Source organism: Burkholderia sp. Tr-862 (assembly GCF_011753085.1).
Classification (GTDB): Bacteria; Pseudomonadota; Gammaproteobacteria; order Burkholderiales; family Burkholderiaceae; genus Burkholderia; species Burkholderia ambifaria.
In genome coordinates this window covers 17,960-33,746 of record NZ_VWWG01000072.1, presented here as the reverse complement: position 1 = coordinate 33,746, position 15,787 = coordinate 17,960, and the positions used below count along the sequence as shown (strand labels likewise).

Annotated in this window: 16 protein-coding genes; 12 read left to right on the top strand and 4 right to left on the bottom strand. The window is 66.8% G+C overall.

Annotation, left to right across the window (positions count from 1 at the left end; all coding sequences use genetic code 11):
* The 11 genes from sctP to F3J14_RS19695 form a co-directional block, all read left to right on the top strand.
* A partial coding sequence (sctP, locus tag F3J14_RS19745; protein ID WP_166724446.1) for a type III secretion system protein SctP occupies positions 1 to 440 on the top strand: 440 nt, incomplete at its 5' end.
* Between the two features lie 77 nt (positions 441 to 517).
* Positions 518 to 1,621, top strand: coding sequence for a type III secretion system cytoplasmic ring protein SctQ (gene sctQ / locus F3J14_RS19740; protein ID WP_166724445.1), 1,104 nt, complete (start codon positions 518 to 520; stop codon positions 1,619 to 1,621).
* Positions 1,605 to 2,255, top strand: a complete 651-nt coding sequence (sctR, locus tag F3J14_RS19735; RefSeq protein ID WP_105832293.1) for a type III secretion system export apparatus subunit SctR — start codon at positions 1,605 to 1,607, stop codon at positions 2,253 to 2,255. Before sctQ ends, sctR begins: the two co-directional genes overlap by 17 nt.
* A 10-nt stretch (positions 2,256 to 2,265) precedes the next feature.
* The gene (sctS, locus tag F3J14_RS19730) at positions 2,266 to 2,529 is read left to right on the top strand and encodes a type III secretion system export apparatus subunit SctS (RefSeq protein WP_043188506.1); all 264 of its coding nucleotides are present in this window, start codon (positions 2,266 to 2,268) and stop codon (positions 2,527 to 2,529) included.
* The gene (locus F3J14_RS19725) at positions 2,526 to 3,488 is read left to right on the top strand and encodes a hypothetical protein (RefSeq protein WP_166724444.1); all 963 of its coding nucleotides are present in this window, start codon (positions 2,526 to 2,528) and stop codon (positions 3,486 to 3,488) included. The genes sctS and F3J14_RS19725 overlap by 4 nt, the downstream gene beginning before the upstream one ends.
* Positions 3,489 to 3,596: 108 nt before the next feature.
* Entirely contained in the window at positions 3,597 to 4,667 is a 1,071-nt protein-coding gene (gene hrpD5 / locus F3J14_RS19720; RefSeq protein ID WP_166724443.1) for an HrpD5 family protein, read from the top strand.
* A gap of 50 nt (positions 4,668 to 4,717) precedes the next feature.
* A complete protein-coding gene (locus F3J14_RS19715; protein ID WP_166724442.1) occupies positions 4,718 to 4,972 on the top strand; it encodes a type III secretion system protein in 255 nt (84 codons plus the stop codon).
* Between the two features lie 173 nt (positions 4,973 to 5,145).
* Positions 5,146 to 5,325, top strand: coding sequence for a hypothetical protein (locus F3J14_RS19710; protein ID WP_124663133.1), 180 nt, complete (start codon positions 5,146 to 5,148; stop codon positions 5,323 to 5,325).
* A 96-nt stretch (positions 5,326 to 5,421) separates the two neighbouring features.
* On the top strand, positions 5,422 to 5,877 hold the full coding sequence (locus tag F3J14_RS19705) for a molecular chaperone Tir (protein WP_166724441.1): 456 nt from the start codon (positions 5,422 to 5,424) through the stop codon (positions 5,875 to 5,877).
* Between the two features lie 92 nt (positions 5,878 to 5,969).
* Positions 5,970 to 6,965: an alpha/beta hydrolase gene (locus F3J14_RS19700; protein ID WP_166724440.1), complete on the top strand. Its 996-nt coding sequence runs from the start codon at positions 5,970 to 5,972 to the stop codon at positions 6,963 to 6,965.
* A complete protein-coding gene (locus F3J14_RS19695) occupies positions 6,962 to 8,203 on the top strand; it encodes a cytochrome P450 (protein ID WP_247682248.1) in 1,242 nt (413 codons plus the stop codon). The genes F3J14_RS19700 and F3J14_RS19695 overlap by 4 nt, the downstream gene beginning before the upstream one ends.
* A gap of 9 nt (positions 8,204 to 8,212) precedes the next feature.
* On the opposite strand, the gene F3J14_RS19690 is transcribed toward F3J14_RS19695, so the two are convergent.
* The gene (locus tag F3J14_RS19690) at positions 8,213 to 9,676 is read right to left on the bottom strand and encodes a catalase (RefSeq protein WP_166724439.1); all 1,464 of its coding nucleotides are present in this window, start codon (positions 9,674 to 9,676) and stop codon (positions 8,213 to 8,215) included.
* A 339-nt stretch (positions 9,677 to 10,015) separates the two neighbouring features.
* On the opposite strand from F3J14_RS19690, the gene F3J14_RS19685 reads away from it, so the two are divergent.
* Positions 10,016 to 11,605 carry a hypothetical protein gene (locus F3J14_RS19685; protein WP_166724438.1) on the top strand — a complete coding sequence of 530 codons (1,590 nt, stop codon included), beginning with the start codon at positions 10,016 to 10,018 and terminating at the stop codon, positions 11,603 to 11,605.
* Between the two features lie 187 nt (positions 11,606 to 11,792).
* On the opposite strand, the gene F3J14_RS19680 is transcribed toward F3J14_RS19685, so the two are convergent.
* The 3 genes from F3J14_RS19680 to F3J14_RS19670 form a co-directional block, all read right to left on the bottom strand.
* The gene (locus tag F3J14_RS19680) at positions 11,793 to 12,674 is read right to left on the bottom strand and encodes a hypothetical protein (RefSeq protein ID WP_166724437.1); all 882 of its coding nucleotides are present in this window, start codon (positions 12,672 to 12,674) and stop codon (positions 11,793 to 11,795) included.
* A gap of 418 nt (positions 12,675 to 13,092) precedes the next feature.
* A complete protein-coding gene (locus F3J14_RS19675; RefSeq protein ID WP_166724436.1) occupies positions 13,093 to 14,538 on the bottom strand; it encodes a hypothetical protein in 1,446 nt (481 codons plus the stop codon).
* Entirely contained in the window at positions 14,531 to 15,769 is a 1,239-nt protein-coding gene (locus F3J14_RS19670; RefSeq protein WP_166724435.1) for a HAMP domain-containing sensor histidine kinase, read from the bottom strand. The genes F3J14_RS19675 and F3J14_RS19670 overlap by 8 nt, the downstream gene beginning before the upstream one ends.
* Between the last annotated feature and the right edge of the window lie 18 nt (positions 15,770 to 15,787).

Sequence of the window (15,787 nt, the reverse complement as noted above, 5' to 3'; positions counted from 1 at the left end):
AGGCGCGCGACGTCGACGACGATGACGCCGCGCCGCAGGATCGCGCGGCGCCGTCACCGGTCGACGCGCAGGCCGACGCGCTGCGCGAGCGTCATCTCGACGCACTGGCCGCGCCGTTCCTCACGGCGCTGTCCCGGCAAGAGGCGCGCGTCGCCGGCCTGATGCATTTCCTCGCCGACAGGATCGCCGATTTCTGCACCGACGAGGCCGTGACCGCGCACGGCAACTGGTCGATTCACCTGCGCATCGACCCGTCGCTGCTGCCGGAATGCGCGCTGCATCTGACGCTTTCGCATTTCGACCTCGTGCTTCGTTTCGAAACGTCGTCGGAGCCGGTCCGGGCCTTAATCTGCCGCCACGAAGACACGTTGAAGCAGCGCCTCGTATCGCTCCTCGCGCATTTGAGGATGCCGCGGGAAGTCGCGATCGAAACCCGATGATCCACCACGCGACGCGGAAGACCGACACGCATCGCAACGGACATCCCGCGCCGCGACACAACAGAACCGGAAACAAAATGCCCCAGCCAGATGCAATGGTCAAAAGCCTCGCCGATTCGGTCGGCGTGCTGCCGCAGTTCGATTCGCACACGGCCCGCCTGCGCCGGCTGTTGTGCGATGCCCGGATCGCCGCGCTGCTCGCGCATGAGTTCGATCTGCAGGATTGGGACATCACCGAAGCCGCGCCCGCGAACTGGCAGATGCCCGGCTCGCTCGAACTGCAGTCCAACGGCACCGCCGCCGCGATCGCGATCGATCTCGCGTGCTACCCGGCGCTCGCGAGCATCGCGACCGGCTCGACGATGTCCGAGGACGCCGCCCTCGCCGCGTCGCTCAGGAATGCGGTGGCCGCGATCATCTCCGAGCCGTTGCTCGACGCATTGAAGACGGTCGGCCTCGCCGATGCGCACGTGACGGAGCTGCGCACGGCCTCCGCCGTCCGCGCGGCGCTCGCGCTGCGCTTCACGCTCGACGGCCACCGTTTCGAATGCGTGCTCGACCGGATCGCCCCCGCATGGATCGACACGATGGAGCGGCGCATCGCGCCGCAACGCGTGCCGTTCGCCAACTGCATCAGCCGGATCGCGATACCGGCCTCGCTCGGCATCGGCGAGCGGACGCTCAGCGTGCAGACGTTGAACGGGCTGCGCCCCGGCGACGTCGTCCTGCGCGTGGCGCCCGCGGCGCTGCGCACGCTGCTCGACGTGCCGCAGCAGGCGGACCACGTGGACGTGTATCTCGGCGCCCCCGGCGCGCGCAGGTTTCACGTTCGCGCGACGCTCGACGGCTCACGACTTGTCATCAACACGGACCCTCAAATGACCCAGGAAAATTCCCGCACCGACGCCACGCTCGACGGTGGCGATCTCCCCGTCGCCGCGTCGATCGACGATCTGGAGCTACCCGTTCGCTTCGAGATCGAGACCATCACGCTGCCGCTCGTTCAACTGTCCGCGCTGCGCTCCGGTTACGTGCTCGAGCTCCCCGGCACGGTGCGCGACGCGCGCGTGCGGCTGCTCGCCTACGGCCAGGTGATCGGCACCGGCGAGCTCGTGACCGTCGGCGAGCACCTCGGCGTGCGCATCGTTCACATGGCGAACGGTCATGATTCAGTTCAGTGATTTCACCGGCCTGCTGATCGCCGTGCTGGCGATCAGCCTGGTGCCCTTCATCGCGATGGTCGTGACTTCGTACGCGAAGATCGTCGTGGTGCTGGGCCTGTTGCGCAACGCGCTCGGCGTGCAGCAGGTGCCGCCCAACATGGTATTGAACGGCATCGCGATCCTGGTGTCGCTCTACGTGATGGCGCCGATCGGCATGAGCGCGATGCAGACGCTCAGTCACGAGCAGGTTTCGCCCGAACCGTCCCAGGCGATGATTCAGGCGTTCGGTGCGGCGCGCGAGCCGTTTCGCGCGTTCCTCAAGCAGCATGCACGCGAGCGCGAGAAACTGTTCTTCCTGCGCTCCGCGCATGTCGTGTGGCCGCAGGCGATGGCCAATCAGCTGCACGAGGACGACCTGATCGTGCTCGCACCGGCGTTCACGCTGTCCGAGCTGGCCGACGCCTTCAAGATCGGCTTCCTGCTGTACATCGCGTTCATCGTGGTCGATCTGGTGATTGCCAACATCCTGCTCGCGATGGGCATGAACCAGCTTCAGCCGACCAACATCGCGATCCCGTTCAAGCTGCTGCTGTTCGTCGCGATGAGCGGATGGTCGACGCTGATCCACGGCTTGATCCTCACCTACCGATAAGGCGGCGCCGATGAATACCGACGACCTGATTGGCCTGACCACCCAGGGCATGTTGCTCTGCCTCTACGTGTCGTTGCCGACGATCGCCGTGTCGGCGCTGGCGGGCCTGCTGATCTCGTTCGTGCAGGCGATCACGTCGCTGCAGGATCAGTCGATTTCCCACTGCTTCAAGCTCGTGGCGGTGCTGGCCGTGCTGGCGCTGACCGGCGCTTGGGGCGGCGCCGCGATCCTGCGCTTCGCCACGCAGCTGATGACCACCGCGGTGCCGTCGTGAGCGTCTCCCGGATCCCGTCGCGGCCGAATCAAGCCGCGCTCGACGAGCAGGCGCGCATCGACGACGCGCAGCAGCATGCGCTGCATGCTCATCACGCGCGCCGCAAGGCACGGCAGTACCGTCACAGCACCTTTCGTCACGGCACGCGCACGAAGACCCTGCACAGTGCCGCCAAGGCTCAGCACCTGCTGGCGCGCATGAGCGCGTCGGGCGTCACGCACCGGCGTGTCGCCGCGTTGCACCGCGATTCGGACGGACGGCGAGGACGCGACGGCGGCTCCCACCAGCAAGGCAAGCAGCAGCAAGGCCGCGACAAGGAGCGCCGGCAACAGCAGGGCCGGGAACAACAGCAGCAGCAGGAGCGACGTCAGCGACAGCGCGACGGGCGACCGGGCCCGCCACCGCGCGCGGCGAAGGAGCCCGACGCGTTTGCCATCCGGCGCCGGAGTTCCGCGAGCGGCGCCCATGCGTCGGCAGGCGGCGATTCCGTATCGGACGCGACGCAAACGGCCATGCACGCACCGGATACCGCGGCACTCGGCCTGCCGATGTTGCGCGACGATGCGTTGCGAACCGCCTCGGCCGACCGCTTCTTCTCGATTGGCGAATCGCTGCGCCAGGGCACGACCGCGCAACCGTCGCGGCAGGCGCTGTCGACCACGCTCGACCTGTTGCACGCGCGACGCGACGCGAATTTTCTCACCGGGTCGTTCGACGACAACCTCGCGGCCGTGCGTCAGGACCTGATCGACTCGCAGGCGCGCCTGGGCGGCGCCCAGTCCGGCGCACGACCGGGCGATCGGCAGGCGAGCTTCAACGCGTTGCTGCCGCTCATGGTGCTGAGCGCGCGGCGCCCACTCAGCGGCACGCTCGCGGAGCGCTCGATGCGTCACGTGCAGGTGCTGCTGCGCACGCCGGCGCCGCGCGCGCCCGGCAACGCTTCGGACCCCACGCAATGACTTCGCGCGCACGCCGCCGGCGCCCGAGCGCATGTCTAGACTGACGTCAGGCTTGCTCGGCACCACGCGATTCGATCTCAACGCTCAACGAACCCGGACTCCATCGGCATGAAAATCCTGCGCATCCTGACCGGCACGCATGCAGGCATCCAGGCACGGCTCACGCCGGGCCGATACCGGATCGGCAAGGACGACGACACCGACATCTGCATTACCGACTGGGACGACGACGAAATCGTCGTCGACATCGACGATGCCGGTATCGTTCGCGCGCAACACACGCCCGAAGCGCCGGCTTCGTCGGACGACGCCGACGCGCCGGACGCCAATCCGGTCGTGGTGCTGATTCCGGACTTCGTGCCGTTTCCGTTCGGCGTGACGGTGCTGTGCTTCGGCAACGAAGACGCCGCGTGGCCGCCCGACATCCAGCTGCTCGCGAGCATGTACAACGGCGACGCAGCCGCGTCCGCATCGCGACCGACGGCGTCCGGCCCGGTCGCGCCGAATCCGGCGCGCCGAACGGTGCGCGTGATCGGCGCGGGCGCGATGCTCGTCGCGTTCCTGACCGCGGGCGCAACACTCGTCTATGCCCGCCTGTGGCCGTCGCCCGGCGCGACGGGGCCGCGCACCGCGGCCGCGCTCGCGCAGCAGATCAACGCTGCGCTGCACGACGCGAAGCTGGCCGACCTGCATGCGCAGGATCACGGCGCCACGGTGGTCGTCGACGGCATCGTGTCGACCTCCGCCGACGACGTCGCCGTGCGTACGCTGCTGGCGCGGCTCGGCGGCAACGTGGCGCGTGCGTATGACGTCGCACAGTCGGATGTCGCGAGCATCCAGGATTCGCTCGGCATCGACGGGCTGCGCGTGTCGTACGCCGGCGGCGGCGTCTTCTCGATCAACGGCGCGGTTCCGTCGCTCACGCAGTTCCGGGACGGCCTGAACCGCCTGCGCGCCGATCTCGACGGCAACGTCAGACGTATCGATGTCGACGTGACGGAGGCCCCGTCCACGATTCCGTCGCTGGTCTATACGTCGATGATGGCCGTCGGCGACACGCGTTACGTGCAGACGCCGGATGGCGTCAAGCATCTGTTTCCGGGCGCGCCGCCCGACCTCGGCGATGGCGCGACCGTCATGCGCGAATCGGTCACGCCGATCCGTGCACAGAACCGCTGACGCGTCGCCCGCTCAGCTCGCCCACGTTTGTCACCCACAGGAGTCCGATCATGTACCAAGACCTCGAAGCCATTCGCGACGATCTCAAGCAGTTGCAGCGCACGCTCGAATCGACCGACGGCGCGGCGCGCATCGACCAGGCGTTCGACAGATGCGCGAAGCGCGTCAGCGATGCGACGAGCGCGTGCAACGACATGCAGGACCGCGCCGCCCTTCAGAAAATCTATCGGGGCATGGTCGCCGCGCGCAGCATCGTGCAGCAACTGCGCGAGCTTCCGCCCGAAGATCACGCGTCGTTGCACTGAACGGCATCGCTCGACCGAAATCGTCCGGCACGCGCCGGGCAACGAATGTAGCAAGCAGGAAGCAGGGAAGGCAGCAGGCAGGAAGCAGCCGGTGCATGCCGGCAACGAAGCGGTTGGCGAATCGACGCCGTCCGCGCGATCTTGATCATTTCTTGAAATAGAGGAGTACTACCATGTCTTTTGGACCGATGGCCGGCGCGGCAACCGGTGCGGCAGAGGGCGCCACCAGCGCACTGATTCCGGCAATGATTCAGATGGCCATGATGCAGGTGACGATGTCACTCGTCATGTCGGTCTTGAACCTCGCCAAGACCGCCGCGGATGACGTCGAAAACGCGGCGAAGAAGGGCTGACGGCCGACGCGGCCGGCGCTCGTGCCGTGGGCACGGCGCCGGCTGCTTCGGCATCGCGTCTCCGTCCGCACGATCGACCTTCCATCGACACCCGGCATGAGCATCGAGCTATACACGGAGGTCGTTCGCGACGTGTGCAGCGTCGTCGGCCTGCCCGACCCGGATCACGTGCTGAGCACCCGCACGATCGAGGTCGAAGGATTCGAGGTCCAGCTGGATCACTTCGAGAACGATCCGCAGGCGATGTACGTCAACTTCCACTACGGCACCGTCAGCGCGGGACGCACGCTCGTCGTGTTCCGGCTGATGCTGGAAGCGAACCTCGTGATCTACGCGCAGGACCAGGCGCAGCTCGGCATCGACACCGACACGGGCGGCATCGTCCTGATCGTCCGTCTGCCGCTGGAACACGACGTCGACGGCCAGGTCGTCGCGGATCTGTTGTCGCATTACGCGGAACACGGGCGCTACTGGCGCAGCAACATCATCGAATCCAGCGACGAGATGTTCGAAGGCATCGTCGCCGGCGACTACTTCTGGCTGCGCGCGTGACGCCGCGCACGCGGGCCGCGCCGTGACGACACGGCGTGCGATACGCGGCGTTTCGCGCTACCCAACCTGACGATTCCTTGCGAGGTTCCTTCATGACCATCATCGAACCCGACGACGCCGCCCTCGCATCCGCGCCCGCGAGCATCCGGCAGTTTCTCGCGCGCCGGAGCGCCGCCGGCGCGAAGCGCCTCAGCGATTTCGACGTGCCCAGCGCACGCCAGTGGTTCGACTACTACACGCGGCTCGGCGACATCCAGGCGCGCCCCGTCCATCGCATCGAAGACGTCCGGTTCGACGCGCGCGGCGGCCGGCAGCTTCCCGCGCGCATCTACTATCCCGCCGAGCCGAGCCTCGGCGCGCTCCTGCCCGCGTTGCTCTATTTCCACTCGGGCGGCTACGTGGTCGGCGGGCTGGACACGGCCGACGCCGTGTGCCGCATGCTCGCCGCCGACGCGCAGTGCGCCGTCGTGTCCGCCGGATACCGGCTCGCGCCCGAGCACAAGTTTCCGTGCGCGGTCGAGGACGCGGTCGATGCGCTGCACTGGCTGAAGCGCGCCGCGATCACGTTCGGGATCGATCCGGCGCGGCTCGCGATCGGCGGCGAAAGCGCCGGCGGCACGCTGGCGGCGATTTGCGCGGTCGAGGCCCGCGACGCGGGCATCGCGCTCGCGCAGCAACTGCTGATCTATCCCGCGCTCGCGGCCGGGCTGGACACGGACGCCCATCGACGCTACGGCGACGGGTATTTTCTGTCGCTCGACCTGATTCGCTGGCTGCGCGAGCAGTACCTCGTCACGCCCGACGACCGACACGACTGGCGTTTCGCGCCGCTGGACGGCGAGCGCAACGCGCCCACCGACTGGCGCGGCCTCGCACCGGCCTGGATCGTGTCGGCCGAATTCGATCCGCTGCGCGACGAGCATGAAGCTTACGTTCGCCGGCTCGCGTCCTACGGCAATACGGCGGCGCTGCGCGTGTATCCGGGCATGATCCACGGCTTCTTCTCGATGGGGACGCTGGTGCCGGAAGCGAGCGACGCGCATCGCGATGCCGCCGACGCGTTGCGCGCGGCGTTGTCCGACGAATGACCGTCTTCACCGGCACGACGCCCATGACCGGCACGATCGAGCACGCGCATCGCGACGCAGCCAGCGTGCTGCCGTCGATCCTGGGCAACGGCGACGCCGATCCCTATCCGGTCTATGCGCGGCTGCGGCAATCGGCACCCGTCCATCGCGATGCGAGCGGCAGCTGGCTCGTCTCGTCGCATCGGCACGTGCTCGACGTGCTGGGCGATCGCACCTTCGCCTGCCTGCCGCCGGCGTTCGACAACCCGCACGCCGACCCGCTCGGGTTCAAGGACACGATCCTGTTCAGCGACGGCAACGGCCACGAGCGCCTGAAGCGATTGCTGGCGCCGATGTTCTCGAAGACGCGCCTGATCGCCGTGCAGCACTACATCGACGCTCAGGTGGCCGCCCTGCTCGCGCCGCTGCATCGCCGCGCGCGCTTCGACCTGGTTGCCGAACTGGCACGCGAGCTGCCGGTGCGAACCGTCTGCTTCCTGCTCGGCTTTCCGGAAAGCGCGGCCGATGCGTACCGTCGCGCGTCGCAGGGAGCGTGGCAACTGATCAGCTTCATGCGGCTGAGCCCCACGGAACACCGGCAGGCCGTCGCGAGCACGGAACGCTTCCTGCTCGACATCGACGCGTGCATCGACGCTTGCCGCGACGGGGGCGACCCGACCCACCCGCTTGCCGATTTCCTCGCGCTCGAACGGCGTGGGGAAATCAGCCGCCGCGAGATCGCGATGAACGTTCTGCTGCTGTTCATCGCCGGATACGGCACGACGCTGCTGTCGATCGGCAACAGCATCGCCGCGGCACTCCAGGCCCCCGAGCAATGGCAAGCGCTGCGCGACGATGTCGGCCTGGTGCCGCGCGCGGTTCGCGAACTGCTGCGCTACGATCCCGCGGCGCAGGCGCTGTTCCGTTACGCGCAGGCTGACGCCGAACTCGGCGGCCACCGGATCCGGCGCGGCGATCAGCTCATCCTGCTGCTCGGTTCCGCCAATCGCGATCCGGCCGAGTTCGCCGCGCCCGACACGGTCGACTTTCATCGCGCCGATGGACGCAGCCTGACCTTCGGTGCCGGGCCGCACGGCTGCATCGGCGTCGCGCTGTCGCGCATGCAGCTCGAAGCCGTGTTGCGCGGCCTGCTGACGCACATCCCCGACCTCCAGCTAGCGAAGGACGATGCGCGGCGCATTCAACTGGGCGCGTTCCACGGCTATGCGCGACTCGGCGTCGAGCGTCCGGCCGGCTGACGATGCGTGCTACGCCCGTTCGGCGGCGAGCCGCGCGAGCGCCGCGACAATGCCCGCGCCATAAGCCGGATCGGCCCGCGAGCAGTTGTCGATGTGACGCTGGCGGATCTCCGTCGACACGCCGGCGATCTGCCGCGCGGTGGTGTCGAACAGGCGCTGGCGCTGCCGCGCATCCATCAGCCGGAACAGATCGCCCGGCTGCTGATAATGGTCGTCATCGGCGCGATGGTCCCAATGCGCGGCCGCCCCGTCGAGTTCGAGCGGCGGTTCGTTGTACTGCGGCCGGTCCGACCACGCGCCCTTGCTGTTGGGCCAGTACGACGGCGCGCCGCCGAGATTGCCGTCGGTGCGCATCGCGCCGTCGCGGTGATAGCTGTGGAACGGGCACTTCGGCGCATTCACCGGAATGTGACCGAAGTTGACGCCGAGCCGATATCGCTGCGCATCGCCATAGGAAAACAGGCGCGCCTGCAACATCCGGTCCGGCGAATAGCCGATGCCCGGCACGACGTTCGCGGGCGAGAACGCGGCCTGCTCCGTCTCGGCGAAGAAGTTGTCGGGATTGCGATCGAGCTCGAATTCGCCGACCTCGATCAGCGGAAACTCGGCTTTCGGCCATACCTTGGTCAGATCGAACGGGTTGAACCGGAACGCCTTCGCCTGCGCGTCGGTCATCACCTGGATATACAGCGTCCAGCGCGGGAAATTGCCGGCTTCGATGCTGTCGAACAGGTCGCGCTGATGGGTTTCGCGATCCGTGGCGATCAGGGCTTCGGCCTGCGCGTCGGTCAGGTTCTCGATGCCTTGCTGCGAGCGGTAGTGGAACTTCACCCACGTCCGCTCGTTCGCCGCGTTGATCATGCTGTAGGTGTGACTGCCGAAGCCGTGCATGTGACGGTACGAGCGCGGAATGCCGCGCTCGCTCATGACGATCGTCACCTGGTGCAGCGCCTCGGGCAGCAGCGACCAGAAATCCCAGTTGTTTTCCGCGCTGCGCATTCCCGTGCGCGGGTCGCGCTTGACGGCATGATTGAGATCGGGAAAGCGCAGCGGATCGCGGAAGAAGAACACCGGCGTATTGTTGCCGACCAGGTCCCAGTTCCCTTCCTCGGTGTAGAACTTCAGCGCGAAGCCGCGGATGTCGCGTTCCGCATCGGCCGCGCCGCGCTCGCCGGCCACCGTCGAGAAGCGCACGAACATCGGCGTCTGCTTGCCGATGTCGGAGAACAGTTTCGCCTTCGTGTAGCGCGAGATGTCGTGCGTCACGGTGAAGGTGCCGTATGCGCCGGCGCCCTTCGCGTGCATGCGGCGCTCCGGGATGACCTCGCGATCGAAATGCGCGAGCTTTTCAAGCAGCCAGACGTCCTGCAGCAGCGCGGGCCCGCGCGGGCCGGCCGTCTGGATGTTGACGTTGTCGCTGACCGGTGCACCGTTCGCGTGAGCAATTTCACGCGGAACCGAATTCTCTGACATGTCCGATTTCCCCCACACCTTATGTACCTTCCATTCGTCGGCCGCGCGATCCCCTCTCGGGTTCGGAGATCGCGCGTCGTGCGGACGGCCGTCGGCCGGTCCTACGGGGAATTAGAAAGCGACGATGTATCGGGGGTTTGTCTGGCGTGTATCGCTTTGTATCGCATCGACGGGGAGCGTGTCGCTCGCATCATGGCTTGGCGGGCCGATTCGCCAACGATGGCCGTCGTGAATCCAGCGCGCTTCGCATTTCGCGCGAAACCTTAGTTTGCCGGTCATCTTCAACACGGCGGACGACCCATTATCGAAGCCTGTTCACTCACGTTCGCGTTTCACACCATGTCGAATACGAATATCGAACCCATCTCTTTTTCCAACCCGTTTGACCCGGCGAACGCTCCGACCGACCCCGTGAATCGCGATAACACGGCGGTCAGCCCCCTGCAGTCAGGTCCGCTGTCGGCCCTGCGCCCGCGTGAAGGAAGCGCCGTCCACTCGGACGTTCCACCCAATCGGCGGGGGTCGACCACATCGATCGAGCGACGACCGTCCTTCGCACTGACGGCGTCGAAAGCGCAAACGATCCAGACGGCTGTGATAGCCAAAAAGGACCGCAAGCTGACGGACGTGGAAACGGAGATCACGAAAACTTACGTGCTTCCCGATCATCTGCGCGCGATCACCGAGGCGGCACGCATCATGCGTATCGCCGTCAGCTTCAGGCCCGCGGGGCCCGAGACGTTAAAGTGGTTGGAAGCCGGCGCGCTCCCGAAGCCACATGGCATCCTGGAAAAAACCATCAAGCAGCAGTCGATAATCGACGTATATGGAGACCCGGCGGAAGGGCAGCGTCGTTTCTCCGAGATGCAAGAGCACGGCATAGCCGGACTCGTCGGCCATTACGGGATCGAGCCGCGTCGGCTGAGCGGTCTTTACGTGGACGCGTCGAGGCTTGCTTCATCGGACGTGAGTCTGCAGTCGTTAGAGAATGGGCGGACGGTCTTCCCCGTGGATGACAACAAACTGGGCGAGAGTCTCGAGCCGCTTTTTCGGGTGCCACAATATCAGGTAGCCCTCTACACCGGCGACTACGACATCCACGATTCGCTGAATATGGTCGGCCACCGTGGCCCCCATATCCAGGGACAAGACACGTTAGTCCTGGAGGCGCTCAACCGCGCAATCGGGGCGATCGATAACGAGCGTCCTTTTGACGATCAGGCGCGACACGTCGTGCAGCATGGTCCGCAATACAACTATGTGGCCTACATGAAGAACCACGAGCGGGACCAGCCAATCAACGAACACGTCGCAACGTCGTCGCTTCCGGTTGCGATGTGTGATCGGGGTACGTGGCAGATCATCGATTCCGAAGAGAAACTGGCCAGGTTTTACAAAGAGCGGGGTACGACGGCTAAAAGCGACTGGGCTTCGGCCGACGGCGACTCTCGACGTCCGTCACTTTCGAGTCTTGCCAGCAGTCCGTCCATGTCTCGCCGCTCCTCGCTTGCAGCTACCGGCGGCATTCCGTCCCCGTCTCGCCACCCCTCGCTCGCACCTACTGGCGGCATTCCGTCTACATCTCGCCGTTCCTCGCTTGCACCTGCCAGCGGCATTCCGTCCACGTCTGGCCGTTCCTCATTCGCACTTGCCAGCGGTAATCCGTCCATGTCTCGCCGTCCGTCACTCGGCCCTGTTCCCGACAACACGTTTGAGTTTCCTCAAGTCCGGCGCGGTTCAATTCCGCACCCGACGCACGGTAATACTCCCGAGTCATCTCCTCAAGAAGGCCGTCGCCCTTCCACGCTGCCGCGCAGTTGGCTGCAGCCCATTGATGCCGCACCGGGGGGCACGCCCGAGCCGACACCGGTGACCGACGGACCGTTTGCTATCAACAGCCCTGATCGGCCCCCTCGGCCATCGAATTGAACAGGCGCCGTTGCGACATCACGCCGTTGCTTCGACGGGTTTTCTGCGGCCTTCCAGTCAGCTCGTCGATCGTGGAGAAATAGGCCGGCCCGGGCCGGCAGTCGGTCGCGTGCGGATTCACGCTCGTTACGTTCATCCTGCGTCCGGTCACGCGTTCGGTCGCCGACCCACGAGTACGCCCGACACTTCAAAGCTCGTCGTGCTGCCGGAAAGGCTGCGCCGCTCTCGATAGATCGATGACGCCATTGACGTCGCGCAGGCTGGCGGCCGCCTTCCTGGCTTCGTCGAGCGGGAGGCCGCTCGCTTGATGCAACGCGATAGTCTGCGCCACATCAAATACATCGTGCGCGTTCGCGTCCTGCCACATTGCCTCGTACTGGGCCGCCACTTCGCGTTGATCAAGCGCCGTTCGCGGCGGAATGACGTAACGGTTCATTGCCCCGTCTCTGGGAGGAAACTTCCATACGGTCCCTCCGTTGTGGGCTTGCGCCAGACGAGCGATCCTGTCAGCGAAGTCATCGGCTACCGCCAGTATCATCCAGCCGTTCGGTGCGGTTACCCGCGCGAATTCCTTGACGTGGTAATCGAATACCGGCGCACCTTCCGTCATCGTCAGATTGGAGAAACCGTCTTCAAATGGCAAAAACCCGTCAGCCTCGTCATTCTGCCCGGGCCAATGATTCGCAGGTCTGACGAGATTCGGAATCGCGTATTCTCTTTGCGCCACCGGTGCCGCCGATGGGTCGGTCTGCAAGATAAATGTGCCGGGAGACGCGACCGATTGCGCATTGACGTTGATCGCGTGCATGTTGCCGCTCTTGATCAGTTTCGAACCTTGTTCCGTCTTCTGGCCTTCTCCGCCGATGTCAACCATCGCGAGTTGATGCCTGGCGATACCCAAGTCTTCGCGGCTCGCCTTGACGCTTCCCGGCTGCCTGAGCACCCTGGCCTGAAATTTCTCGTGAAAAAGCCGGGCCGCCCTGCGCGATGGCGTGCTGCCCGCGGCTGGCACGGTCGGAGAGGACATCCCGGGCTGAGGCCCGACGATCTGCTCGAGAATGGGCGCCACGCGCGCATCCTGGAGTCTCGAAGCGCTTTCACGCGAGTTCAATCCCGACAGCGGCCCGTGACTGTCGCCACCTGGCCGTCGCGAACCTTGCCATATCCCCGCACGGGCTGCGGATGGACTTGGAAGCAATGGTTCGAACGGCGAAAGCGATGGCGTAGCGTTGATGGATGAGACGTCGTATGGGGTGGTGGGCATAACGGCTTCCAATGGGCATCGAAACAATAAGACGGGGTCATGCCGATATTCAGTCGCCGTCAACGCGCGTCCCACGGCAGGTTGTTGCGCAGTGCGACGGTGGTTGCGTCCGCAAGTATCGGATGATGTTCATTTGATGCGTTCCTCGACTCGATGCGGGTGACGAGTCCGCGCGCACCGGCTGCTCGATCTGCCGTTCGACCCGTCAGTGTCATCGGCCGGCCTAATGCTGATCGACCTGCCGCGGCACCAGCAGCACGATCCGCGTGCGCTGCGCGTCCGTCGGCTCGAGCATGACGATGCCTTGCGTGGGGGCCAGCGTCATCCGCGCGGCCTGAACGTCGTCACGCACCCGCCATTCGACGGCAAGCGTCGTTTCCCGCCGTGCAGCGTTCGCGCCCGACGACGGCACCACGACGAGCGACAGATCCGCCGCGGCTCGTGCCGCGCGCAACGAATCATCGTGCGTCGGCGCCGCGTTTGCCGCCACGAACGGCGTACCGGCACGCTCCCGGAACGCAACGGCCGCCCCGTCGTAGGTCGCGAGCGCCTGATCCAGTTCGATGCGCGCACGCTGCGCGGCGCTCAGCTGGCCAATCCCGCGCCGCAGCGCGTCGCCGTCGGCCACGAGCATGGCCGCACTGTTCGACGCGATGCCGATCGCACTGAGCGATTTCCCGAGCGGCAGACGCGCCAGGTCGAGCGCCGCGACGTCGGCCATCAGCGTGTCGACGACGATCGGCTTCGGTCGCACGTCCAGCCTGGCGAGCACACGCAGGTCACGTGCGAGCCGCTCGGGGCGATCGCGCACGAGCACGGTGTTCGTGAGTGCGTCGGCGCTCACCACGGGCAGCGGCGCCTCGTATTCGACCGCGCCCGGCGCGGCGGCATCGGCCGGCGCGAGTTGCGATCGCGCGCGCGCCGCCACCCCCTCCACCGTGATTTGCCGGCCGTCGACCACGGTGACGCGATCGGCGGCCGTGCCGACACGCAGCGCGACGGCACGCACCGCCGTCGTCACGCGCCGTCTCGCGCTGCCGTCGACCTGCCGCGCGGCGCGCTCGACGCGCTCGACGTACGCGGGTGGGCCGGTGACCGTCACGATCGCGCCGCCCGCCCCGTTGACGAACGGAAAGCACGCGCTGGCCGCGCCGCTCTTCGCGAGCAACGCGCGCAGCACGGCAGGCCGCGCGAAGTTCAGGCGCAGCGTCAGCGTGCGCCGCGCGCCCAGCGGGCTGACGTACAGCACGGTGCCGTCGAAGTACATGTCCAGTTCATGGTTGCGCGCGAGCCGTTCGACGAAGTCCTGCGGCGACGCATCGAAACGTCCGTCCAGGCGGCCCGACACGCGGCCGTCGACAAGAATCGGTACGCCGGCCGCGTCGGACAGCGCGCTCAGCGCATCGGCGACGCTCCCCCCCGGCGTCTCGTAGTGAAAGCGGGCGAGATGCCATGCGGGTCGCGGCTGGCGCGCGCATACCGATCGAGACAGGGCGGTCGCCCCGCTTCCCGCGTAGGCCGGCGTGCCGGGCAGCGACACGGAGAGCAGCGCGACCGTCGCCGCGACCGCCGCCGTACGCGCGACACGCAGAAGGAACGCGGTCCATGACGGTCGACAAACGCGGCACCATCGACGCACGCATTCCCGCAAGCGGACCATGTCAGTCATCACCGCCGTGCTCGAGGCGCTCGGGCGGTTCCTGAGCGCGGCGGTCCTCTCGCGAGCCGGCCTGCGCCGCGGCGTACGCGAGCGCGTCCGCGCGCTCGAGCGCGCTCAGGCCGCTGCCGGTCGACAACCCGCCGGGAAGCCGGCCGGTATTGCGTCGCGCGGACAGGCACGGCAGACGCATGACGAAATCCGTGCCGGCGCGCGGGTTGGCCCGGGCCAGCAGCGTGCCGCCATGCAGATTCACGATCCTGGAGGTCAGCTTGAGACCCAGCCCCGACCCCGACGACGAGCGATCCGCCAGCGCTTCGAAGTCGCTCATCACGCGCTGTGCGGCGATTCCCGGCAAGCCGCCCGCCGCGTCGCTGACCGTGACGACGGCAAAACCGTCCTCCGCATTCACCGACACGGTCACGGCGTTGCCCGGCGTGGAAGCCCGGATCGCGTTGTCCACGAGGTTTTGCAGCGCGCGCGCGACGAAGGTGCGCACGCCCGTCATCCAGATACGCGCGTCTTCCACCATCCACAGTTGCAACGGCACGCCGCGATAGACGGCCGCGACATCCTGCTGCGCAATCACGCTGCGAACGGTTTCGCACAAATCGAAGCGCGCGAGGTCACGACGCTGCAATCCGCTTTCCACCGACGTGAAGATGAATTGATCGCCAAGCGACAACGCATAGCGGGCCAGCTCGCCGATCCGCGCCATCCCGCCGCATGCGTCGAACGCGGCCGGATCGGTCTCGTGCAGCTGGGTCATCGCGAGGATCGAGTTCTGCGGCGAACGCAGATCGTGCGACATGAAGCGCAGCGACTCCATGCGCTGGTCGAGCGTGCGGCGCATCCCGGTGACGTCGACGAGGACGAAGGTCGTCGCAATCCGTCCGCCGCCGCTGGCCTGATTGCGCGCCAGCCAGATCCAGGTGTCGCCGACCTGGAATTCGACACCCTGGCCGCCCGCGCCTTCCGACGGGTTCGCGTCCTCCGTCTGCGCCGGCTCGGCGGCGTCGGCGATCCCGCATGCGCGCAGCAGCGCATCGAGCGACAAGCCGACCACGATCTCCCGTTGCAGCAGGCGCGCCGCGCCGGTGCTCGCGAACAGCACGCGGCGCTCGCGATCGACGGCGATCGTTCCCCACGGCTGGCTGTCCAGCAGCGCCGCGAGCTCGTCGCCGGCGATGCCGCGCTCGTCCGTGCCGGCCGCCGCCGCGCGCGGATGCGAAGGTGCCGTCATGTCGTGCTCGTCGGGTTC

Coding starts and splice junctions, on each gene's coding strand:
- F3J14_RS19685 (WP_166724438.1), top strand. CDS start 10,016: ATGTCGAATACGAATATCGAACCCATCTCTTTTTCCAACCCGTTTGAC.
- F3J14_RS19690 (WP_166724439.1), bottom strand. CDS start 9,676: ATGTCAGAGAATTCGGTTCCGCGTGAAATTGCTCACGCGAACGGTGCA.
- F3J14_RS19705 (WP_166724441.1), top strand. CDS start 5,422: ATGAGCATCGAGCTATACACGGAGGTCGTTCGCGACGTGTGCAGCGTC.
- F3J14_RS19695 (WP_247682248.1), top strand. CDS start 6,962: ATGACCGTCTTCACCGGCACGACGCCCATGACCGGCACGATCGAGCAC.
- F3J14_RS19675 (WP_166724436.1), bottom strand. CDS start 14,538: ATGACTGACATGGTCCGCTTGCGGGAATGCGTGCGTCGATGGTGCCGC.
- F3J14_RS19700 (WP_166724440.1), top strand. CDS start 5,970: ATGACCATCATCGAACCCGACGACGCCGCCCTCGCATCCGCGCCCGCG.
- F3J14_RS19670 (WP_166724435.1), bottom strand. CDS start 15,769: ATGACGGCACCTTCGCATCCGCGCGCGGCGGCGGCCGGCACGGACGAG.
- sctR (WP_105832293.1), top strand. CDS start 1,605: ATGATTCAGTTCAGTGATTTCACCGGCCTGCTGATCGCCGTGCTGGCG.
- sctS (WP_043188506.1), top strand. CDS start 2,266: ATGAATACCGACGACCTGATTGGCCTGACCACCCAGGGCATGTTGCTC.
- F3J14_RS19715 (WP_166724442.1), top strand. CDS start 4,718: ATGTACCAAGACCTCGAAGCCATTCGCGACGATCTCAAGCAGTTGCAG.
- F3J14_RS19710 (WP_124663133.1), top strand. CDS start 5,146: ATGTCTTTTGGACCGATGGCCGGCGCGGCAACCGGTGCGGCAGAGGGC.
- hrpD5 (WP_166724443.1), top strand. CDS start 3,597: ATGAAAATCCTGCGCATCCTGACCGGCACGCATGCAGGCATCCAGGCA.
- sctQ (WP_166724445.1), top strand. CDS start 518: ATGCCCCAGCCAGATGCAATGGTCAAAAGCCTCGCCGATTCGGTCGGC.